This is a genomic window from Loktanella sp. SALINAS62, assembly GCF_018263905.1.
GTDB lineage: Bacteria > Pseudomonadota > Alphaproteobacteria > Rhodobacterales > Rhodobacteraceae > Loktanella.
The window spans coordinates 372,688-393,940 of record NZ_JAAFZU010000055.1 but is presented as its reverse complement, the minus strand read 5'-3'; the positions used below and the strand labels follow the sequence as shown (position 1 = coordinate 393,940).

Genomic DNA, 21,253 nt, shown 5'->3' with positions numbered 1-21,253 from the left:
TTGTCAGCACTCGTCCGCCAATGGGTCCGTCGGCGTATTGTTAAAGCAGACGTTCGTATCGCGGGGTGCGGTAAACGTGAATGACGGGACGGTCACTTCGCGAATGGCCCGCAAGGGCGGTTTATAGTTGGTCCAGGTTTCAACCAGGATCATGCGGCCTTCGTCGGCCATGATGGGCAGGCGGTTTATCATCTCGGGCATGTCCGCAGATTCAAGGGGTTTGCGCGTGGTGCCACGGACTTCGGACCAGACGACGTGATAATGCGGTGCCACTTCGGTAAATCCGGTGTCATCATCCTTGGTGTGATAGCGCAGGACCGACACCCGCAATTCCGGCGCCTTGTCATGCAGGTTCAGAAATTGCTGAAGCGCGTACATTGAATCGATATACGCGTCGTCAACATAGTCGCGTTCGCGGCTCAGCATGTCTGCGATGGTCATACTTGTCTTGGTGCTGACGGCTTCGACGCGGAAGCCATCAAAATACACAAGCGTCCCCATCATGCCCCATAGCAACAGTGGGGACATCAGCACCAGTTCGACCGGCGCGTTGCCGTCGCGGCGCGACAGCAACCTGCGGATCAAGCGCGCGAAGCGGATCATTTGAAAGGCTCCATCACATAGGCTGTCGCGGCTTGCATCGCGTAATATTCGGTATCAGCTATAAGGATCTTGCGACCGACCCCGGCATAGTTGAAGGCAGGGTCGAACAGGATGCAGACCCGCAGCAGCATCAATTTGTTGTTTTCACCGTTTGCCAGCGTAATTTCGGGCGGGTTTTCTTCTGCGCGGTCGCGACACGGCGTTGCGTCTGTCGGCAAGGTCAGGTTGCGGGGATCAACCACCGTCATGTCCAACCGGATATCGCGTTCGCAGTTTTCAATCAGGCGCGCATACTTGCAGACCTGCGCGGTGAGATCGTCATGGGTCGGATTGGTCAGGTACCCGATCCGCACATCCCGGGCCGCCAGATCAACCGCACGATCAACCATGACCTGACGGATAGAGTGGACGTGAATTTCGAACGCGTTCACGAAAATAAAGAAAAACACGGGAACGACCAGCACAAAAGAGACCGTCGCCGCCCCACTCTCGCCGCGCAAGAGATCGCGGATTTTGGACAGCGGCCGCATCATTGCGTCAGCCTCAGTTCGGTGATCTGATTCGAAATAGCTTCGAAAATACTGTCAAGGTTCGACCCCGACGAGGCAAAGAAATTGGCCGGCTTTGTCGCGCAGGTCTTCATTATTTCCCGACCTGCAATGGCTGCGGTCGAAGTGTCCGTCCCAGTTACGGAAATGGTAAAGACTTCGATCCCGCGGGCTTTTGCCGCGTCGCACATTGCGATCAGGTACCCGTCACCGTCGGCAGGTGATTGCGTAAAAACAGCGTCAGGATTGGTCGTAGAACATTCGTTGGAGATATTCCAAAGATACCTTCTGACGTAGTCAAGGTTGACCCGTGCGAAATAATTCAGCTCGCTTGGTGTATCGACCCATTTGTCGGCCAATCGGCACGATCTGGAATTGGTCCCGTCGGTCAGCAGCACGACATATTTCAGTGTCGCCTGCGTATTGCTGCCACGGACCTGTTCATAGGGCGTCGGACGGTCCAAAAACGCGGGGTCGATGGCACCGGATGGCATGGCTTGCACCACGGTGTTAAACGATGGGTCCAGCAGGGCCGTGGCCCATTTCATGCCCATGAAAATGGACGTACCCGCGCGTGGTTTCAACTGGCTGACACGGCTTTTGAGATCGGTCACGTTCTGGCTGAGCGGCACGATCTGTTCATAGCTGAAGCGCGGACAAATCGGCTGATCAACGCCGCTGTTGCTGTACTCTCGGTCACTGCCATAGCCAAAAGGGTTGAACTGGACAGGCTGTGACTGCTTGTACGTGCTGGTCGTATCAAAAACCGTTGTCTGGTATTCGGTGGGATCAAATTCCACACAATGAGAAAAATCGTGCCGCGTCGCGGAGTCGACGTTCAGCGCGTTCAGAATGTTTGGCCCCGCATTTACCCGTTCGGAATACGGGATCAATGATACGGAAATTCGGTCCTTGAACGCGGGGTCCAGCAGGCGGTCCAGAAAACTTTCTGCCGCTTCCGTGACCAGCTGCATCCGCTTTTTGACGGTTCCGGGCACGTCTTCGTACATCGAACCGGAAATATCCAGCACAAGCGATACTTCGATCTTGCCGGTGCCCTGAACGGCGGTCGATACGGCATTGGCCCGCAGCACACTAGTGTCACCCAGCTGTCCCAGAAACGGCGATGCAATGTCCATAAAATAGGTTTTGATATCAACATAACTGTTGATCGTCACTTCGCGGCTGTTCACGCCCGATGTGATGATCGGGTCGCCGTTCAGATTGGCCGCGGCGCCTGCTTTGGTAAAATAGTCAACGATGACTGTTTTGGCATCCAGCGACTGTTTCAGGTTCGCAGTCGCTAGTGCTGCCTGATCGGTAATCCCTTGAAGCTGGGCGCGCCGCGCTTCGAACCGCATGAAATCGACGGCAATCCCGCCGACATAGATCATGGGGATCAACAGGACCAAGGTCAAAAGGATGATGGTGCCGTCTTCGTCACGGACAAAGCGGCGCAGCACGGGTGCCGACCGTGTGCGTTTCAGCAATTTCGAAACCCATATCATCATCTTGGTTCTTCGCCTCATACACTCTGCAGAACGCGCCTTGATCCCGTTCCACGCGGTTTTTCCGCCCGATGTAAAAAACAAATACCTTTGACGAAAATGGGGCACCGCAGTGTCAGGCCCGGTGCGTTATTCACAAATATCAAACAAAATGTGCATTACTGACGAATTGTATTAGCTGTTCATCAGGGCGGTCGTGCCGGTCGCCCCTTACGGAAGGAAACCGCGATGACACAACCCGAAACCAGTGCACAGGAACCCAGTTTTCGGGAATCCGTCGACATCATGTTCAATCGCGCTGTGCAGCTGATGGACCTCAGCCCCGGCCTTGAAGAAAAAATCAGGGTCTGCAACGCGACATATGTTGTCCGTTTTGGTGTGCGTCTGCGCGGTGCGATCCATACGTTTACCGGCTATCGTGCCGTACATTCCGAACACATGGAACCTGTCAAGGGCGGCATCCGCTATGCCCTGTCCGTACATCAAGACGAAGTCGAAGCACTGGCCGCGCTGATGACGTACAAATGCGCGCTGGTCGATGCGCCCTTTGGTGGCGCCAAGGGTGGTTTGTGCATCAATCCGCGCGATTGGGAAGAACACGAAATGGAATTGATCACACGCCGTTTCGCGTATGAGCTGATCAAACGTGATCTGATCAACCCCGCCCAGAACGTACCCGCACCCGATATGGGCACCGGTGAACGTGAAATGGCGTGGATCGCAGATCAATATAAACGCATGAACACCACCGACATCAACGGTGCCGCCTGTGTGACCGGCAAACCGACGAATGCGGGTGGCATTCAGGGCCGCACCGAAGCAACCGGGCGCGGGGTGCAGTATGCGTTGCGGGAATTCTTCCGTCACCCCAAGGATGTGGCAAAGGCTGGCCTGTCAGGCACATTGGCTGGCAAGCGTGTCATCGTGCAGGGGCTTGGCAACGTCGGATACCACGCCGCGAAATTCCTGTCCGAAGAAGACGGCTGCAAAGTCATCGGCATCATCGAACACGACGGATCGCTTTATCATCCGGACGGGCTGAACGTCGAAGCTGTGCGCGCGCATATCGTGGCCAACGGCGGTGTCAGCGGCTATCCGAATGCGGCCCACGATCCGCAGGGGGCCACGTTGCTGGAACAGGATTGCGACATCCTGATCCCCGCCGCGCTGGAAGGCGTGATCAACATGCAGAATGCGGACCGGATCAAGGCAAACCTGATCATCGAAGCCGCAAACGGTCCCACGACTGCCGGGGCTGATGAAATTCTGCGTAAAAAGGGCTGTGTGATCATCCCCGACATGTATGCAAACGCCGGTGGTGTGACCGTCAGCTATTTTGAATGGGTCAAGAACCTGTCGCATATTCGCTTTGGCCGGATGCAGCGCCGCGCCGAAGAAGCACGCCACCAATTGTTGGTGGACGAATTGGAACGCCTGGACGAGATGTTGGAACACCGCTGGTCGATGACCCCGGACTTTAAGGAAAAGTACCTGCGCGGTGCGGACGAAATCGAACTGGTGCGATCCGGGCTGGATGACACGATGCGCGTGGCCTATCAGGCGATGAGCAAGGTCTGGCACGAACGCGACGATGTCGAAGACCTGCGCACGGCTGCCTATCTGGTGTCCATTCGCAAAGTGGCTGACAGCTACCGCGCGAAGGGGCTTTAAGCCGTTTCGTTTTGGCCGGTGCCGCCTGCGTGTGGCACCGGCGATCCGTGGCACGGGACGGTCCTGCCTGTGGATGGTAAGCCGATTGTGTAACCGATGGGCATGATACGCGCAGACCGCACCGCGGCCCGCGCGGATGAATTGGTCAGGTCCAGTCGGCCCGACCGGCCCCGACCGCATCGCTGACCTGGGCAAACCCGTCGCGGGCCAAAAGCGCGTCCAGCCCCTGTGCAATGTCCGACGCCAGCGACAGCCCGCCATAGACCAACGCGGTATAAAGCTGGACCGCTGACGCCCCGGCCCGGATTTTCTGATAGGCCTGTTCCGCAGAACCGACCCCCCCCACACCGATGATGGGCAGGTCCGTCAATGACGATATGCGGGCCAAGACCCGTGTGGATTTCTCGAACAGGGGCTGGCCCGACAGCCCGCCCGCTTCGCCGGCGTGGGTGCCTTGCAGGCCGGTGCGATCCAGCGTGGTATTCGTGGCGATCAGCCCCGCGATCCCGGCGGTATTCGCGACCTCTGCCACATCGTCGATTTCAGCCAATGACAGGTCCGGTGCGATTTTCAGGAACACCGGGATCGGGCTGGGCAGGGCGGCATTCGCGGCAACCACCCGTTCCAGCAGCGCGCGCAACGCGGCTTTGCCCTGCAGGTCGCGCAGACGTTCGGTATTGGGTGACGAGACGTTCACCGTGGCAAAGTCAACGTCAGCACCGCAACGCGTCAGCACGCGGGCGAAATCACCCGCCCGGTCGTCAGAGGTTTTGTTCGCCCCAAGGTTCAGGCCGACAATTCCACTGTGACCTTTCAGCCGGTCCGCGATGGCGTCCATACCGTCATTGTTGAACCCGAACCGATTGATCGCGGCCCGGTCCTGGGTCAGTCGAAACAGGCGCGGGCGCGGGTTGCCAGGCTGCGGCAGCGGCGTGGCGGCGCCGACTTCGATGAAACCGAAACCGGACCGCGCCAATGGGGCAAGCGCCACCGCGTTCTTGTCAAAACCGGCGGCCAGACCAACCGGATTGGGCAGATCCAGACCGGCGATCGTTGTGCGTAGCCGATCCGAAGTGACCGGTCCGCCGCGCGGACCCAACCCCGCCTGTAGTGCAAGCAGTGCAAGCCCGTGCGCGCGTTCGGGGTCGAACGCCCGCATGATGCGCATCCCGGACCGTTCCAGCAGCGTCATAGGTCTGCGGGGAATCGGTGCAGCCCGTCGATCAGGGGCAGGGGGCGGTGCCAGACCACATCCGACAGCAGCAGGGGGCGATACAGGTGCGGAAAATCGGCGCCGCCGCGTGACGATTCCCAGTGCAGGCCATCGCCCATGCGGTCCGTATCGCAAGCGACCAGAACCAGCCCTTCGGCATCGGCAAAGTGTTTCAGGGCGGTTTCCGCGACCTGATCCGCCGTTGAAAAGTGGACAAACCCGTCCGCCAGATCGACGGGTGCGCCGTTGGTTGAACCGTCCGCCTGAAGCGCGGCCCATTCGGGGCTGTGAAAAATCTTGTATATCAACATGCATGTTCTTTGCCGTCTGCCCGGCAATTAATCAAGCATGGCCGTCATGAAACTGACGTAGGGACGGATTATGGCCCTTGTTCAGGCTTGGGTTTGACTCCGCATGGCGGCGTCGCCAGACTTTTGACAGTAAACCTTACATCTGGGAAAACGATGATGACTCGCATCCTGACAACGACCTGCTTGCTGGCCCTGACGGCCGGGGCGGCACAGGCGGAATACAATCTGACGATTCTGCACACGAACGATTTCCACGACCGTTATGAACCGATCAGCCAGTACGATGGCCCCTGTTCTGCAGAAGACAATGCAGCCGGTGAATGTTTCGGTGGTGCAGCCCGGTTGCAGACCGCACTGGAAGAGGCGCGCAGCCGGTCCAACAACACGATCCTTGTGGATGGCGGCGACCAGTTTCAGGGCACGTTGTTCTATACCCTGTATAAGGGCGAGATGACCGCAGAATTCATGAACAAGCTGGGTTACGACGCGATGACCGTGGGCAACCACGAATTCGACGACGGCCCCGAAGTGCTGGCCGCCTTTATCGATGCGGTCGAATTCCCCGTCCTGATGTCGAACGCCGATGTCAGCGGCGAAGACTTGCTGTCCGACAAGATCATGAAATCCACAGTCATCGAACGCGGTGGCGAACGGATTGGCCTGATCGGCCTGACCCCTGAAAATACCGGTGAATTGTCCAACCCCGGTGGAAATATCATCTTTACCCAGCCTGCCGATGCGGTGCAGGCGCAGGTTGATGCGCTGACGGCCGATGGCGTGAACAAGATTATCGTGCTGTCGCATTCCGGTTATGGCATCGATCAGGATGTCGCGGCCAACACCACTGGTGTCGATGTGATCGTCGGCGGTCATGACAACAGCCTGCTGGGCAATATGGACGGGGCAAAGGGGCCTTATCCGACGATGGTGAACGGGACTGCGATCGTGCAGGCCTATGCCTACGGTAAATTCCTGGGCGAACTGAATGTCACCTTTGACGACGACGGGGTGATTACGGAAGCCGCCGGTCAGCCCATCCTGATGGATGGCGGCGTCACCGAAGATACGGCCACCGTCGACCGGATCGCGGAACTGGCCCAGCCGTTGGAGGAAATCCGCAACGAAGTCGTCGGTGAGACGACCGACGCAATCGAAGGCAACCGCGATGTTTGCCGTGCGATGGAATGTTCGGGCGGCAATCTGATTGCCGATGCGATGCTGGACCGTGTGCAGGATCAGGGCATCGCCGTGGCATTTACCAACTCTGGCGGTATCCGGGCCAGTATCGACGCAGGCGAAATCACCAAGGGTGAAGTGCTGACCGTGCTGCCGTTCCAGAACACGTTGTCCACCTTCCGGGTGACGGGCGAACAATTGATGGAAGCACTGGAAAACGGCGTCAGCCAGATTGCAGACGGCAGTGGTCGTTTTCCGCAGGTCGCGGGCATGACATTCGAGGTTGATCCAACAGCCGAAGTCGGCAGCCGCGTGTCGAACGTGATGGTTGGCGGCGCGGCCATCGATCCGTCGCAGACCTATGGTTTGGTCAGCAACAACTTTGTCCGCAACGGTGGTGACGGCTACACGATGTTCCAGAATGCCGAAGACGCCTATGATTTCGGGCCGGACGTGGCTGACGTGGTGGCTGAATACATCGCCAATCTGGGTGGCACCTATACACCCTATACCGATGGCCGCATCACGATGAACTGATGCGCTGATCCATCTGGACGGATGCTGCGCCCCGGTCATTGGCCGGGGCGTTTGCGTTTACTGTGACGGAGAAAAGACCGTGACCCTGTTGTCTGTATGCACCGGCTGGTCAGTGCGCGTCGGATGTCCTAGCGTTTTGCCATGTGCGGACGCATGGCCATAACACTGCCCCACGCGGCGATGGCGCAGGTCTTTGACGCGGTGGCGTCGAACGATCTGCCAGACGTGCCGAATTACAACGTCTGCCCTACGGTGCAGGTGCATACCGTCACCAGTGACGATGGCCTGCGGCGGTTGCGCCCGATGCGGTGGGGGTTCATCCCCCATTGGTACGACAGCCCGACGGATGGTCCGTTGCTGATCAATGCGCGGTCGGAAACCATCGCCACCAAACCCGCATTCCGGCAGGCGGCCCGGACGCGGCGCTGTCTGATCGTCGCATCGGGGTTTTATGAATGGAAACGGATCGCGGGCGAAAAGCCATTGCCGTGGTATATCACGCGCGCTGATGCGGCCCCGATGGCGTTTGCGGGCATCTGGCAGGACTGGGACCGCGACGGGTCCGCGATGGCCACCTGCGCCATTGTGACCTGTGCCGCGAACGCCGCGATGGAACCGATCCACCACCGGCTGCCCGTGATCCTGTCACCGGGCGACTGGGGCAAATGGTTGGGCGAACAGGGGCACGGTGCCGCGACGTTGATGACACAGGTTGCGGATGATGCGCTGCATTTCACGCGGGTTGGCACGGCGGTCAATTCAAACCGTGCCAGCGGTCCGGACCTGATTGTGCCCATCGATCCGGACGCGCACGATCAATAGCTCAGATTGACCGGCCCCTGAATCAGCCGTCCCGGACGCATATCGGTGTAAACGGTTTCGACTTGTTCGGTCGTCGTTTCTTCACAATAGACCGTTCGCGTTTCCCATGTGCACCAGAACCAATAGCAGACCCGAACCTCTTCTGTGCCGCACGCATAGCTTGTCGTTGTGGTGACGTCTTCCACATCGACCGCACGGATTTCGGACGGCGCCTTGTCCAGCAGGATCGCAGAGGTCTGCCCCCTGGGAATGTTGGGCGTATAAACCTTGTTTCCAGTGGGGTTCAGGTAACGCAAATGAACGTCGCGGAATGACTGGTTCACAAAGCAGATATCCACCTGACTCGAATCCCATGCGCCGGAAAGGTTTTCAAAATAGATCTGTGGCGGAAGGATGCCCTGATCCTGAATGGTAAAGATTTCGTCGTTCACATCACAGGCCTGCGTCGCAGTTTGGGCAAGCAACAGGCCCGGGGCCAGCACAAGACCGCAGATCAGGGTCCGAAGGGCGTTTTTCATGGTCTACCTACGTGTCATTCGCCCAGTGGTCTTGCGGGCCTTTACCAAGCGGTAATCACCTAATCGGGCGATTTTATGACCCGGGACGGGCTTGCACTGTCAGTCGCGGCCACGATATAGAGTTCGTACAGCGCAAAGCGGGCGTTGTGTAATGGTAAGACCTCAGCCTTCCAAGCTGATGACACGGGTTCGATTCCCGTCGCCCGCTCCAGCTTTTCCGATACAGCCTGTCCTATGGTCGCAGCCGTCGTCGCTTGTGTCCTGTTGCCCATCCTTTTATGTGCTTTCGGGCAAGGGGACCTAAGACATGGCAGATCATCCCAAAACCGCAGAGACAGAGCGGGAAAAATCACGTAACATGGGCGCGCTGCGGCAGTTGTTGCCGTTCCTGTGGCCGTATCGGTTGATGATGGCGCTGGCGGGTGCGGCATTGGTGCTGACCGCGATCGTATCCTTGGTGTTGCCGCTGGCCGTCAGGCGGGTCGTCGATAATTTTGATGCCTCTTCCGCGGTATTGCTGGACGGCTATTTTGCAGCCGCCATGGGGATTGCGGTCCTGCTCGCACTGGGAACGGCACTGCGATATTACCTTGTGACGCGGCTGGGCGAACGGGTCGTGGCCGATATTCGCGTAGCGGTGTTTGACCGCATGATCGGCATGTCGCCCGCATTTTTCGAAAAGATCATGACCGGAGAAGTGCTGAGCCGCATCACGACCGACACCACGCTGATCCTATCGGTGATCGGATCGTCCGTGTCGGTGGCGCTGCGGAACGTGCTGATTTTCTTTGGCGGTCTGGTGTTGATGATGTTCACCTCTGCCAAATTGACGGGCATGGTGCTGTTGTTGGTGCCCGCCGTGATCGTGCCCATCGTGCTGCTGGGGCGGCGCTTGCGGGTGCTGAGCCGTGAAAATCAGGATTGGATCGCCCAAAGCTCTGGTTCCGCGTCAGAGGCGCTGTTGTCCGTGCAGACCGTTCAGGCATTCACCCACGAATCCCGCAGTCGTCATGCGTTCTGGGATGTGACCGAAAAATCGTTTATCGCGGCGCGGCGGCGGATCGGCGTGCGCGCATGGATGACCGCCATCGTAATCTTTCTGATCTTTGCGGGCATCGTTGGCGTGCTGTGGATGGGTGCGCGCGACGTGCGCACCGGTATCATGAGCGTGGGCGAATTGGTGCAGTTCGTGATCTATTCCGTGATGGTCGCGGGGGCCGTTGGCGCGCTGACCGAAATCTGGGGCGAATTGCAACGCGCGGCGGGGGCGACCGAACGTCTGGTCGAACTGCTTGAATCGCGTGACGCGGTGCAGGACCCGGCTGATCCGAAACCCGTCGGGAACCTGCGGACCGGGCATATCGTGTTCGATGACGTGACATTCCGGTATCCGGGGCGGCCCAGCATTGCGGCGCTGGACCATGTCAGTCTGGATGTGCAGCCGGGTGAAACAGTCGCGCTGGTCGGTCCGTCCGGTGCGGGCAAGACAACGATCATTCAGCTGTTGCAACGCTTTTACGATCCGACCGACGGCGCCATCACGATGGACGGTGTCGATCTGCGCGACATGACCCGTGCCGCGTTCCGCGCACAGGTGGCGCTGGTGCCGCAGGACCCGGTGATTTTTGCCGATACCGCGCGTGAAAACATCCGGTTCGGCAGGCCCGACGCCACTGACGCCGAGGTCGAAGACGCCGCACGCGCCGCCGCCGCGCATGATTTCCTGACCGCCTTGCCCGAAGGTTACGATTCCTATGTGGGCGAACGTGGTGTGATGCTGTCCGGTGGGCAGAAACAGCGAATCGCCATTGCGCGCGCAATCCTGCGCGACGCACCGATCCTGTTGCTGGACGAAGCCACCAGCGCGCTGGACGCGCAAAGCGAACGTCTGGTGCAACAGGCGGTCGATGATCTGGCCCGCAGCCGCACCACGCTGATCGTGGCGCACCGTCTGGCGACGGTGAAAAAGGCTGATCGCATCGTCGTGTTTGACGGGGGCCGCATCGTGGCAACCGGCACCCACGACAGCCTTGTGATGGAAAACGGGCTTTATGCCCGACTCGCACGGTTGCAATTCACCGAAGGCATGGCAGCCGAATAGCAGAAATGGCGCGGCGTCAGTCTTGCGCTGCCCCCCTAACTGCGTCCATCGTCCAAGCCAGCAAAATAAATGACCGGGCAGCCGGTAAAGACGTCTTGGGAGGGACAGCCATGGGTTATGCCGGACTTGCGGACCGCAATGCGATTGAACAGGAAGTCTCGTGGGGGGACCGTGACCTGCCGGTTACGACCTATGCCCAACTTTCGCAGACTGCCGCCCGATTCCCAGACCGCCCGGCGGTCACGTTCCAGCTGTTTTCCGGTCCCAAAGACCCGGCAGAGACATTTACATGGTCGCAACTCAAGGATCGCGTGACTCAGACGGCCAACCTGTTCCGCAGCCTGGGTATCAAAGAAGGTGATGTTGTCGCCTTTATGCTGCCGAACTGTTCCGAAGCGGTGCTGACCTATCTGGGCGGGCAGGTGGCGGGGATCGTGAACCCGATCAACCCGTTGCTGGAACCCGAACAGATCGCCGCGATCCTGCGTGAAACAGATGCAAAGGTTCTGGTGACGCTGCGCAGCTTTCCAAAGACCGATGTCGCGCAAAAGGCCGCCGCCGCCGTGGCGCTGGCCCCCAACGTCAAACACGTGGTCGAGGTCGATCTGCACCGTTACCTGACCGGTGCCAAAAAGCTGATCGTGCCGCTGATCCGGCCCAAAAACCCCGTCGAACACAAAGCAAAGGTCACAGCCTTTGACAAATCGGTGTCACGCCAGTCGACCGAATTGCAGTTCATGGATAGCCCGACCGACCGGATTGCCGCCTATTTCCACACCGGTGGGACGACCGGCATGCCAAAGGTCGCACAACACAGATACTCGGGCATCGTTTATAACGCATGGCTGGGCGCGCGGCTGTTGTTCACCGAAAACGACGTGCAGATCTGCCCGCTGCCGATGTTTCACGTCTTTGCGGCCATCGTATCGCTGGGTGCCTCGCTTGGATCGGGGGCGCATGTCGTATTCCCGACGCCGCAGGGCTACCGTGGCGACGGGGTTTTCGACAATTTCTGGAAACTGGTGGAACGCTACCGCGTGACGTTCATGATCACCGTGCCCACCGCGATGTCCGCGCTGATGCAGCGCAAGGTGGACGCAGATATTTCGTCGCTGAAACTGGCGTTCTGTGGGTCCGCGCCGCTGCCGCTGGAATTGTATCGCCGCTTCGAAGAAGCCGCCGGAATCACGATCTGCGAAGGCTACGGCCTGACCGAAGCGACCTGTCTTGTGTCGATCAATCCGCCCGCTGGCGAAAAGAAGGTCGGGTCCATCGGCATTCCTTTCCCCTATACCAAGGTCAAGATCATGTCGGTCGAAACGCATGAAGAATGCGGTGTCGACGAAATTGGTGAAATCTGCGTGGCCAGCCCCGGCGTGTTCAAGGGACACACCTATACCGAAGCCGACAAGAACAAGAACCTGTTCTATGCAGGCGAAACCGACCAATCCGAATACCTGCGGACTGGCGATCTGGGACGCGTGGATGCGGATGGATACGTCTGGATCACCGGTCGTGCAAAGGATCTGATCATTCGCGGCGGCCACAACATCGACCCCGCCGAAATCGAAGAAGCACTGGCGGGGCATGACGCAGTCGCGTTCTGTGGTGCCATCGGCCAGCCCGACAGCCATGCGGGCGAATTGCCCTGCGCCTATGTCGAACTGGTGGACGGGGCCAAAGTGACCGAAGCGGAATTGATGACCTTTGCGCGTGACAAGATTAATGAACGCGCGGCATTTCCAAAGCATCTGGAAATTCTGGACGAACTGCCGAAAACCGCAGTCGGCAAGATTTTCAAGCCGGACCTGCGCAAACGTGCGATCACCCGCGTCTATGATGCGGCATTGGCCGAACGCGGTGTCGCAGCGCGGGTCGGATCGGTGACAGAAGATAAAAAGCTGGGTCTGGTCGCCCATATCGACAGCGATGGCGCGTCCAAAGAGGATATCGCCCGCGTGCTATCGGAATACACGGTGGCTTGGGATATGGTCGACTCATGAACGGGACGGCGCAATGCCGCCCCGCTTTTCAGTCAAAGGCCTTTGTCATGTCGCTTTTCAATCGTGTCCTGACCCGTACCAACCTCGTACGGATCGCTGCACTTACCTGTGTCGCGGTCTTGTCCGCCTGTAGCCCAGAGGACGTCGCCGCGCTGAACACGCAAGTGGCCGCTTCGCCGGAACAATCCAGCGGGGTCGCGCGCCGTGGCCAGACCTCTGGTGCGCTGACGGGTATGCTGTGTGATCTGGGGCTCTGCACCGACCGACGGCCCGCCCCCCGCGACGGAGAGGTCTATGTCATCGCGCGCGACGGCGGTGGCCAGATCATCAGTGCCGAAGCGGACCGCGAAATGCTGCGCCAGTGGGGTGGTCCTGTGGAAATCCGTGGGTCATGCCGGTCGGCCTGCGTCATCTTTACAACCCTGCCCAATGCCTGTCTGGGTCCGAAACTGCGGATCGGTTTTCACAGTTCCAACGTCAATCGCGGCTTTGTCGGCAATGAACAGATCGCCAAATATCTGCGCGGCGGCATCAAGGAACGGTTCGTGAAAGAATGGCAGTTCGTGCCGAACGACGATCTGGTGTCCATTCGCGCGCGCGAATACGTCAAACTGGACCCGCAGGCCCGCATCTGCCGCTAGAACGTCGGCGGTGTGCAGGCGCTGATCACGACACATTCTGTCGTGCCGCAGTTGCGGAACCTGTGCGGCAGGCGGCTGTCGAACAGATAGCCGTCGCCCGGTTGTAAAACCTGCGACACGCCGTCCACCGTGACCTCTATCGCGCCGCGCACGACGATCCCGGCCTCTTCTCCGGTGTGTTGCAGGGGTTCGGGTCCGGTATCCGCGCCGGGGGGATAGGTTTCGTGCAGGATCTGCAGGGCATGATCCGCCGCGCGTCCCAGCTGCCGCAATGAAACATGCGGACCGGGCGCGTCGTCTTGCGGTGCAATTTCGGTGAACTGGTCTGCCGTGTAGAAATGCCGCGCAGGTGCCGCGTCTTCGAGTGGGGCAAAGAAATCGCCCATCGAAATCGGAAAGGCATCCAGCAGTGATTTCAGCGATGCCACCGACGGCGATGTGCGATTCTTTTCGATCAGGGAAATGGTCCCGTTCGTCAGTCCAGCGCGGCTGGCCAGTTCGCGCTGGGACAGACCGTGACGTTCGCGCAACTGCCGCAGTCGTTCACCGATATCCATGCCTGCAAATCCCGATATTTCCGACACCTCAAAGACTGCAAACGACACCGGAAAACAAGCGGGAACGCAGACCCTCTGAATTGCGTTGACAAGAATAATCAACAGGCGTCACTGATATTCAACGCTCACCTCTCTCGCTTGCGGAAGGACTGTCGCATGGCACAGAAAAAACAGACGACGAAGACCCCAAAGAAAACCGCCAACACATCATCGACGGCCCGCACCGACCTGAAGGTGGTGCGCGATATGCCGTTCGAAGCGCAGTCGAACGCAGAGCTTTTAAAACGCCGTCAGGCCGCCGTGCCGCGCGGTGTCGCATCCGCAGCACCGGTGTTCGCCAGCTTTGCCGAAAACGCCGAAGTCTGGGACGTCGAAGGCAATCGTTATGTCGACTTTGTCGGCGGGATCGCGGTGCTGAACACCGGCCACCGTCATCCACGCGTGGTCGCAGCCGCCAAGGCGCAGGAAGATCTTTATACCCACACCTCTTTTCAGGTGATGCCCTACGCGCCCTACATCGAACTGGCGGAACGTCTGAACGAACTGGCGCCGGGCGACCATGCCAAAAAGACGCTGCTGGTCACGACCGGCGCCGAAGCCGTGGAAAACGCCGTCAAAATTGCGCGCGCCGCAACAGGCCGTCCTGGTATCATCGCCTTTACCGGCGGTTATCACGGCCGCACGTTGCTGACACTGGGCATGACCGGCAAGATCAGCCCCTACAAAAAAGACGTGGGCCCGTTCCCGTCCGACATCTACCGCGCGCCGTTCCCGTCGCAGCGTGACGGCATCAGTGTGCAGGACGCACTGACCGGACTGCGCAACCTGATGCTGACCGACGCACAGCCCGAACGGATCGCTGCCATCATCATCGAACCCGTGCTGGGCGAGGGCGGTTATACCCCCGTGCCATTTGAAATGATGCAGGCGCTGCGGGCGCTGTGCGACCAGCACGGTATCATGTTGATCGCGGATGAAATCCAGGCGGGCTTTGGCCGGACCGGCAAATGGTTCGCCATTGAACATTCCGGCGTCGTGCCTGACCTGATCACCGTGGCAAAATCACTGGCGGGCGGTTACCCGCTGGCCGGTGTCATTGGCCGGGCAGAGGTGATGGACGCCATGATCCCCGGTGGTCTGGGTGGCACCTATGGCGGGAACCCGGTGGCCTGTGCCGCCGCACTGGCCGCCATCGACGTGATCGCAGAAGAAGGCCTGTTGGAACGTTCCACGGCACTGGGCGATCACTTCAAAGTGAAGTTCGCGGAAATCGGCGCACGATCCGCACCTTACCGGATGTGGGACATCCGTGGTCTGGGCGGCATGGTCGCGGTGGAATTCGTCACCGACTTTGCCACCGCCACACCGGATGCGGACCTGACAAAACGCGTGGTGGCGCACGCGCTGGACCGCGGCCTGCTGCTGCTGTCCTGTGGCCTGCATGGCAATGCCCTGCGGATCATGGTGCCGCTGACCGCGTCCGACGCAATCATCGAAGAAGGTCTGGCCATTTTCGAAGCAGCGCTTCAGGCCGCCGTGGCCGAGCAGCACGCCTGACGCGACAGGCTGAATGGCATGTGGGGCGGGTCAAAAGACCTGCCCCTATCGCCTGTTTGGGTTGTAACGCGGGTGCATTATCCCGTGATCACGCGCTATCCGGTTTAAGTTCTGGGTTTGTCCGGTTAAGATCGGCCTCAAGCGCATCCCGCGCAATCAAAGAGATATCGACATGACCCCTTTCGCAATCGCTGGCGTGCAGATGTACGTGCAGGCCCTGCAACCCAATATCGAAGGTATGATCCAGCGCCTTGATGTTCTGATGGCCCGCTTTCCGTGGACCCAGATGGTCCTGTTTTCCGAATTGGCGCCCTATGGCCCGCTGGATAAATTTGCGTTGCCGCCCCAGAATGACACGCTGTCCCGGTTCTGCGAAGCTGCGCGCCGTCATCGCGTCTGGTTGATCCCCGGTTCGATGTTCATCCGCCAGGAAGACGGGCGCATTCTGAACACATCTTATGTGATCGACCCCGATGGCAACGTCATCCGGCAATATGCAAAGATGTTCCCGTTCCGCCCTTACGAAGCCGGAATTGCTGCTGGCACCGAATTTTGCGTGTTCGACGTGCCGGATGTCGGACGTTTCGGTTTGTCGATCTGTTACGATATGTGGTTCCCCGAAACGACACGCCAACTGACATCCCAAGGGGTCGAGGTGCTGCTGCATCCGGTCCTGACCGGCACCACCGACCGCGATGCGGAACTGGCCATTGCGCGCGCCACGGCCGCGCAGTTCCAATGCTACGTCATCGATGTGAACGGTTTGGGGTCGGGCGGGATCGGGAAATCCTGCGTGGTCGATCCGACATCCATGGTGCTGCACCAGTCGGGCGGTCAGGAAGACATGTTCCCGATCGAGGTTGATCTGGACATGGTTCGCCGCCAGCGTGAAACCGGGATGAAGGGTCTGGGACAGGTGCTTAAATCGTTCCGCGACCGCGATGTCGATTTCGATGTGTATGATCGTACGTCAGGCCGCGATGATTTTCTTAAAACATTGGGACCACTTGAAATTCCGCATCAGGGCACACGTGCGGGTCTGCATGTCGATCCTGTAAGTGAAGCGGACGTGCCGCTTGAATTAGATACCCCCGCGCTAGGTGTTGCAGGGGGCGGTTACCTGCATCAAGGTATAAAGAACCAGTAGCGGCGATGCGCTGCCGAAACGTCGGCAGCGCCACAGATCGGCGTCCCGCACCCAAAAGGACGAGGATAAACGGATGAATTCAGTCACCGAGTACTACTCTGCAACCCAGTTGCGGTCGGACCGATGGAGCGCGCTCCGCGATGTCACCGCACAACTGTCCAGAGAAGCGCCGGCCAAGATTTCACCCAACCTACGCAGCCGCGCGGACGAGCTTTTCTCGCAACTGGCCGAAATCGAACCATACTGGGCGTTCCCGGGCATGCAGGATTTTGACTACATGCGCCGCCAGTTCAACCACAACAGCTTTGCCGAGCTGGCGTTCGCTGTGCACCGGGTCGCACGCGCGCTGACAACCGGCGCATACCGCAGGCGCCACATCCCGCTGGATCAGGCCGATACCGCCGACCGCGAAGAACACGACGACGAAGCGATGCTCAGCCCCGAAATGCGGGCCATGACAAAGCCCTATTTCGAAGTGCTGATCGTGGACGAGGTGAACGAGCAGCAGGAACGCTGGCTGAAAGCCAATGTGCATTCGATGCGCCGCGCCGAAGACGCGTTCATCTACGAAGCGGTGGTTGTCCCATCGGTCGAAGACGCGCTGATCGCGGTCCTGTTCAATCACAACATCCAAGCCATCGTCGTGCGCCCGGGTGTGACGCTGCGCACTAAGCAGGACCATCCGATCCTTGAACGGTTTTTGCGTGGAATCGCGGAAATCGACCATCTGAACGACCTTGGCCCCGAAGATTACGGCCCGGCCCTGTGCCGCCTGATCGACGACGTGCGCCCGGAACTGGACGCCTATCTGGTCACGGAACGGTCGGTCGAAGCAATTGCAGGCACCGATCTGGGCGTTTGCCGTCGCGTATTCTACAATCAGGAAGATTTCGTCGAATTACACCTGAACATCCTGCGCGGTGTGCAGGCGCGGTATAAAACGCCGTTCTTCACGGCACTGACGGAATATTCCAAACAACCGACAGGCGTGTTTCACGCCATGCCGATCAGCCGGGGCAAGTCGATCACCCGGTCGCACTGGATTCAGGACATGGGCGCGTTTTACGGGCCCAATATCTTTCTGGCCGAAACCTCTGCCACGTCAGGCGGGTTGGACAGCCTTCTGGAACCGCACGGCACAATCAAAGAGGCGCAGGAACTCGCGGCCCGGGCATTCGGATCGAAACAGACGTTTTTCGCCACCAACGGCACATCGACCTGCAACAAGATCGTGGTGCAGGCGCTGATCAAACCCGATGACATCGTTCTGGTGGACCGCGACTGTCACAAGTCGCATCATTACGGTCTGGTGCTGGCAGGCGCGCAGGTCTGTTACCTCGACAGTTATCCGCTGAACGAATATTCGATGTACGGGGCTGTGCCCCTGCGCGAGATTAAAAAGCAGCTTCTGGTGCTCAAGGCGGCGGGCAAGCTGGACCGCGTGCGCATGCTGTTGCTGACGAACTGCACCTTCGATGGGATCGTCTACAATGTCGAACGGGTCATGGAAGAATGTCTGGCGATCAAGCCGGACCTGATTTTCCTGTGGGACGAGGCATGGTTTGCCTTTGCCCGGTTCAACCCGACCTATCGCAAGCGCACGGGGATGCGCGCCGCCAACAAGATGCGCGTGCGCCTTCGGTCCGAAGAGCACGCCCGTAGTTATGCCGCACAACAGGAATTGCTGGCCAATGCGTCGCAGGACGACCTGCTGGATGCCCGTCTGATCGCACCGCCGCATGCACGTGTGCGCGTCTACACCACGCAATCCACACACAAGACGCTGACCGCGCTGCGGCAGGGCAGCATGATCCACGTCAACGACAGCGATTTCAAAGGCGAGGTCGAACAGGCGTTTCACGAAGCCTATATGACGCACACCTCTACGTCGCCGAACTACCAGATCATTGCGTCTTTGGACGTGGGTCGGCGGCAGGTCGAACTGGAAGGTTTCGAATTCGTCCAGCGCCAGCTGGAAGCTGCGATGGCAATGCGCCGCGCGATTTCAACGCACCCGCTTTTGGCCAAATATTTCCGCGTGCTGACCGTCGCGGACATGGTGCCGGAAGAGTTTCGTGAAAGCGGGACCGAAATGTATTACGACCCGGAACGCGGTTGGGTCGATATGCTGGACGCTTGGCAGAACGACGAATTCGTGTTGGACGCCACGCGGGTCACGCTGGCCGTTGGTGGCACTGGCTGGGACGGCGATACCTTCAAGACCAAGATCCTGATGGATCGCTACGGCATCCAGATCAACAAGACGTCGCGCAATTCGGTCCTGTTCATGACCAATATCGGCACCACCCGGTCGTCGGTCGCCTATCTGATCGAGGTGCTGGTCGAAATCGCCCGGTCACTGGACGATCTGCTGGATGATGCCAGCAAGATGGAACGGCTGGGATTTGAACGCCGGGTGACGAACCTGACAGAAAACTATCCGCCGCTGCCCGACTTCAGCTGTTTCCACGACGCCTTTCGCACCGATCTACAAAGCTCCGAAGGTGACATCCGGTCGGCCTATTACCTCGCATATGATGAACAATCGTGCGATTACATGGACTTGGACGGCACGCTGTACAACGCGCTGGAAGAAGGGCGCGAAGTTGTGTCCGCCAGTTTCATTATTCCCTACCCACCGGGGTTCCCCATCCTTGTGCCGGGGCAGGTCATCAGTCGTGAAATTCTGGCGTTCATGCGGGCGTTGGATGTGAATGAAATCCACGGCTATCGCGCCGATCTGGGGCTGCGCATCTTTACACCCGAAGCCCTGCGCGCGCTGCAGGACAAAAAAGGCGATCCCGCACCGAAACTCAAATCCAAGGCAAAGCCGAAATCCGCATCGAAAACCGCCGCCGAATAAATAAAGGAAGTTAAATGCCCAAAGCCGTTCTTCAGAATATCTCGGACATCCGGCGGTTCTTCCATCGCAACGAAGAGCCTGTCTATTTCGTGTCGGCCACCAATTTCAATTTGTTGGGGCTGGACGAATGGGTCAAGAATTTCAAATACATCACCTATATCGACTGCTACGAAGGCAAGCACCCGAACGTGTTTTGCCCGTCGGAACAACCGCACGCGGAATTCCAGTCGATCGAGGACATCAACAACTACCTGTTGCAGCACAAGGAAGTCATCGACTTCGTCAAGCGACGTGGTGGCAAGCCGAAATTCGTTTTCCTGATGTTCGACGAAGAAACCGAACGTCTGGCAAAAGAGCTGGGTGGCGAAGTCTGGTTCCCAAAGGCAAATCTGCGCCAGAAGATGGATAACAAGATCGAAACGGTCCGGATCGGCAACAAGGCGGGCGTGCCGTCCGTGCCGAACACGCTGGCAGAGGTCAAATCCTACGAAGGCCTGCGCAACACCTGCGAAAAGGCCGGTCTGGGGCACGATCTGGTGCTGCAATCGGCCTTTGGCGATAGCGGCCACACCACGTTCTTTATCAAGTCCGAAGAGGATTTCCGCCGCCACGAGCATGAAATCGTGGGGGAAGGCGAAATCAAGATCATGAAACGGATCGACTGTCGTGGGTCCGCGATCGAAGCCTGCGCCACATCGCAGGGCACCATCGTTGGTCCGCTGATGACCGAACTTGTCGGTTTCAAGGATCTGACGCCGTATCGCGGTGGCTGGTGCGGCAACGAAATTCTGGCGACCGCCTTTCCGCCCAAGGTGCGCCAGCATGCCCGCGACCTGACGTTCAAATTCGGTGAACAGCTCCGCAAGGAGGGCTATCGCGGCTACTTCGAGCTTGATTTCCTGATCGACAAGAAAACGGGCGATCTGTGGCTGGGCGAATTGAACCCACGGATCACGGGTGCGTCGTCGATGACGAACCACGCGGCCTTTGCCCATGCGGACGCGCCGCTGTTTCTGTTCCACCTGCTGGAATTCAGCCGCAAGAAGTTCAACCTTGATGTCGACGAACTGAACGCGCGCTGGTCCGATCCAGACATGATCGACGGCTGGAGCCAGATGGTCATCAAGCATACGCAGGACAGTGTCGATCTGTGCGAAACTGTGCCGGAAACTGGCATCTACAAGATGACAGAGGACGGGCGCGTCGTATTTGACCGGTTCGATTACCACCGCCGCGCCGTGGAATCCGAAAACGAATGTTTCTTTTTGCGCATCCTGCAACCGGGCGATTACCGCTACGAAGGTGCCGACATCGGCATTCTGGTGACGCGCGGACGTTCGATGACCAAAAACTTCATGCTCAACGAACGTGCCAAAAAATGGATTCACGGCATCAAAAAGGAAGTGACCGGCAAACCACTGCCCGTCGCCGCCGCAGGTCCAGCGCTCGCCGAACCTGTTTTCAAGATCATGTAAAC

17 protein-coding genes and 1 tRNA gene are annotated in these 21,253 nt (G+C 58.9%); 11 read left to right on the top strand and 7 right to left on the bottom strand.

Going from position 1 to position 21,253, the window contains the following annotated elements:
* Window positions 1-3 precede the first annotated feature (3 nt).
* From GZH79_RS16415 to GZH79_RS16405, 3 genes are read right to left on the bottom strand one after another with little or no spacing between them, the layout of a single operon-like run.
* Entirely contained in the window at window positions 4-603 is a 600-nt protein-coding gene (locus tag GZH79_RS16415; RefSeq protein ID WP_211644827.1) for a hypothetical protein, read from the bottom strand.
* A complete protein-coding gene (locus GZH79_RS16410) occupies window positions 600-1,136 on the bottom strand; it encodes a TadE/TadG family type IV pilus assembly protein (RefSeq protein ID WP_211644826.1) in 537 nt (178 codons plus the stop codon). Before GZH79_RS16410 ends, GZH79_RS16415 begins: the two co-directional genes overlap by 4 nt.
* On the bottom strand, window positions 1,133-2,662 hold the full coding sequence (locus GZH79_RS16405; protein ID WP_211644825.1) for a pilus assembly protein TadG-related protein: 1,530 nt from the start codon (window positions 2,660-2,662) through the stop codon (window positions 1,133-1,135). Before GZH79_RS16405 ends, GZH79_RS16410 begins: the two co-directional genes overlap by 4 nt.
* A gap of 225 nt (window positions 2,663-2,887) precedes the next feature.
* Between GZH79_RS16405 and GZH79_RS16400 the strand changes: the two genes are divergently transcribed.
* The gene (locus GZH79_RS16400) at window positions 2,888-4,330 is read left to right on the top strand and encodes a Glu/Leu/Phe/Val dehydrogenase (protein ID WP_211644824.1); all 1,443 of its coding nucleotides are present in this window, start codon (window positions 2,888-2,890) and stop codon (window positions 4,328-4,330) included.
* Between the two features lie 145 nt (window positions 4,331-4,475).
* Here the strand turns inward: GZH79_RS16400 and GZH79_RS16395 are convergent, their stop codons facing one another.
* Window positions 4,476-5,522, bottom strand: coding sequence for a quinone-dependent dihydroorotate dehydrogenase (locus GZH79_RS16395; protein WP_211644823.1), 1,047 nt, complete (start codon window positions 5,520-5,522; stop codon window positions 4,476-4,478).
* Window positions 5,519-5,854, bottom strand: coding sequence for a DUF952 domain-containing protein (locus GZH79_RS16390; protein WP_211644822.1), 336 nt, complete (start codon window positions 5,852-5,854; stop codon window positions 5,519-5,521). Before GZH79_RS16390 ends, GZH79_RS16395 begins: the two co-directional genes overlap by 4 nt.
* 153 nt (window positions 5,855-6,007) lie before the next feature.
* Between GZH79_RS16390 and GZH79_RS16385 the strand changes: the two genes are divergently transcribed.
* Both GZH79_RS16385 and GZH79_RS16380 read left to right on the top strand, forming a co-directional pair.
* On the top strand, window positions 6,008-7,567 hold the full coding sequence (locus GZH79_RS16385) for a bifunctional metallophosphatase/5'-nucleotidase (protein ID WP_211644821.1): 1,560 nt from the start codon (window positions 6,008-6,010) through the stop codon (window positions 7,565-7,567).
* 141 nt (window positions 7,568-7,708) lie between these two features.
* Window positions 7,709-8,389: an SOS response-associated peptidase gene (locus GZH79_RS16380; protein WP_211644820.1), complete on the top strand. Its 681-nt coding sequence runs from the start codon at window positions 7,709-7,711 to the stop codon at window positions 8,387-8,389.
* On the opposite strand, the gene GZH79_RS16375 is transcribed toward GZH79_RS16380, so the two are convergent.
* Window positions 8,383-8,907: a hypothetical protein gene (locus GZH79_RS16375; protein ID WP_211644819.1), complete on the bottom strand. Its 525-nt coding sequence runs from the start codon at window positions 8,905-8,907 to the stop codon at window positions 8,383-8,385. The genes GZH79_RS16380 and GZH79_RS16375 overlap by 7 nt on opposite strands.
* A 137-nt stretch (window positions 8,908-9,044) precedes the next feature.
* Between GZH79_RS16375 and GZH79_RS16370 the strand changes: the two genes are divergently transcribed.
* The 4 genes from GZH79_RS16370 to GZH79_RS16355 all read left to right on the top strand — a co-directional run bounded on the left by GZH79_RS16370 (window position 9,045) and on the right by GZH79_RS16355 (window position 13,652).
* Window positions 9,045-9,118: transfer RNA gene (locus GZH79_RS16370), tRNA-Gly, on the top strand.
* A 96-nt stretch (window positions 9,119-9,214) separates the two neighbouring features.
* Window positions 9,215-11,008 carry an ABC transporter transmembrane domain-containing protein gene (locus GZH79_RS16365; RefSeq protein ID WP_211644818.1) on the top strand — a complete coding sequence of 598 codons (1,794 nt, stop codon included), beginning with the start codon at window positions 9,215-9,217 and terminating at the stop codon, window positions 11,006-11,008.
* Between the two features lie 110 nt (window positions 11,009-11,118).
* Window positions 11,119-13,011 (top strand): acyl-CoA synthetase, encoded by a 1,893-nt coding sequence (locus GZH79_RS16360; RefSeq protein WP_211644817.1) that lies wholly within the window; start codon window positions 11,119-11,121, stop codon window positions 13,009-13,011.
* A 47-nt stretch (window positions 13,012-13,058) separates the two neighbouring features.
* Window positions 13,059-13,652: a hypothetical protein gene (locus GZH79_RS16355; RefSeq protein ID WP_211644816.1), complete on the top strand. Its 594-nt coding sequence runs from the start codon at window positions 13,059-13,061 to the stop codon at window positions 13,650-13,652.
* Here the strand turns inward: GZH79_RS16355 and GZH79_RS16350 are convergent.
* Window positions 13,649-14,209, bottom strand: a complete 561-nt coding sequence (locus GZH79_RS16350; protein WP_211644815.1) for a cupin domain-containing protein — start codon at window positions 14,207-14,209, stop codon at window positions 13,649-13,651. The two genes, GZH79_RS16355 and GZH79_RS16350, sit on opposite strands and share 4 nt — an antisense overlap.
* 246 nt (window positions 14,210-14,455) lie before the next feature.
* Between GZH79_RS16350 and gabT the strand changes: the two genes are divergently transcribed.
* The 4 genes from gabT (at window position 14,456) to GZH79_RS16330 (ending at window position 21,251) form a co-directional block, all read left to right on the top strand.
* Window positions 14,456-15,766, top strand: a complete 1,311-nt coding sequence (gene gabT / locus GZH79_RS16345) for a 4-aminobutyrate--2-oxoglutarate transaminase (RefSeq protein WP_249219266.1) — start codon at window positions 14,456-14,458, stop codon at window positions 15,764-15,766.
* A 172-nt stretch (window positions 15,767-15,938) separates the two neighbouring features.
* The gene (locus GZH79_RS16340; RefSeq protein ID WP_211644813.1) at window positions 15,939-16,913 is read left to right on the top strand and encodes a carbon-nitrogen hydrolase family protein; all 975 of its coding nucleotides are present in this window, start codon (window positions 15,939-15,941) and stop codon (window positions 16,911-16,913) included.
* A gap of 73 nt (window positions 16,914-16,986) precedes the next feature.
* Entirely contained in the window at window positions 16,987-19,776 is a 2,790-nt protein-coding gene (locus GZH79_RS16335) for an aminotransferase class I/II-fold pyridoxal phosphate-dependent enzyme (RefSeq protein WP_211644812.1), read from the top strand.
* A gap of 14 nt (window positions 19,777-19,790) precedes the next feature.
* A complete protein-coding gene (locus tag GZH79_RS16330) occupies window positions 19,791-21,251 on the top strand; it encodes a biotin carboxylase (RefSeq protein WP_211644811.1) in 1,461 nt (486 codons plus the stop codon).
* Window positions 21,252-21,253 lie beyond the last annotated feature (2 nt).

Bases quoted from the DNA above. Each gene is read 5' to 3' on its own strand.
- GZH79_RS16415 (WP_211644827.1), bottom strand. From the start codon at position 603: ATGATCCGCTTCGCGCGCTTGATCCGCAGGTTGCTGTCGCGCCGCGAC.
- GZH79_RS16410 (WP_211644826.1), bottom strand. From the start codon at position 1,136: ATGATGCGGCCGCTGTCCAAAATCCGCGATCTCTTGCGCGGCGAGAGT.
- GZH79_RS16405 (WP_211644825.1), bottom strand. From the start codon at position 2,662: ATGATGATATGGGTTTCGAAATTGCTGAAACGCACACGGTCGGCACCC.
- GZH79_RS16400 (WP_211644824.1), top strand. From the start codon at position 2,888: ATGACACAACCCGAAACCAGTGCACAGGAACCCAGTTTTCGGGAATCC.
- GZH79_RS16395 (WP_211644823.1), bottom strand. From the start codon at position 5,522: ATGACGCTGCTGGAACGGTCCGGGATGCGCATCATGCGGGCGTTCGAC.
- GZH79_RS16390 (WP_211644822.1), bottom strand. From the start codon at position 5,854: ATGTTGATATACAAGATTTTTCACAGCCCCGAATGGGCCGCGCTTCAG.
- GZH79_RS16385 (WP_211644821.1), top strand. From the start codon at position 6,008: ATGATGACTCGCATCCTGACAACGACCTGCTTGCTGGCCCTGACGGCC.
- GZH79_RS16380 (WP_211644820.1), top strand. From the start codon at position 7,709: ATGTGCGGACGCATGGCCATAACACTGCCCCACGCGGCGATGGCGCAG.
- GZH79_RS16375 (WP_211644819.1), bottom strand. From the start codon at position 8,907: ATGAAAAACGCCCTTCGGACCCTGATCTGCGGTCTTGTGCTGGCCCCG.
- GZH79_RS16365 (WP_211644818.1), top strand. From the start codon at position 9,215: ATGGCAGATCATCCCAAAACCGCAGAGACAGAGCGGGAAAAATCACGT.
- GZH79_RS16360 (WP_211644817.1), top strand. From the start codon at position 11,119: ATGGGTTATGCCGGACTTGCGGACCGCAATGCGATTGAACAGGAAGTC.
- GZH79_RS16355 (WP_211644816.1), top strand. From the start codon at position 13,059: ATGTCGCTTTTCAATCGTGTCCTGACCCGTACCAACCTCGTACGGATC.
- GZH79_RS16350 (WP_211644815.1), bottom strand. From the start codon at position 14,209: ATGGATATCGGTGAACGACTGCGGCAGTTGCGCGAACGTCACGGTCTG.
- gabT (WP_249219266.1), top strand. From the start codon at position 14,456: ATGCCGTTCGAAGCGCAGTCGAACGCAGAGCTTTTAAAACGCCGTCAG.
- GZH79_RS16340 (WP_211644813.1), top strand. From the start codon at position 15,939: ATGACCCCTTTCGCAATCGCTGGCGTGCAGATGTACGTGCAGGCCCTG.
- GZH79_RS16335 (WP_211644812.1), top strand. From the start codon at position 16,987: ATGAATTCAGTCACCGAGTACTACTCTGCAACCCAGTTGCGGTCGGAC.
- GZH79_RS16330 (WP_211644811.1), top strand. From the start codon at position 19,791: ATGCCCAAAGCCGTTCTTCAGAATATCTCGGACATCCGGCGGTTCTTC.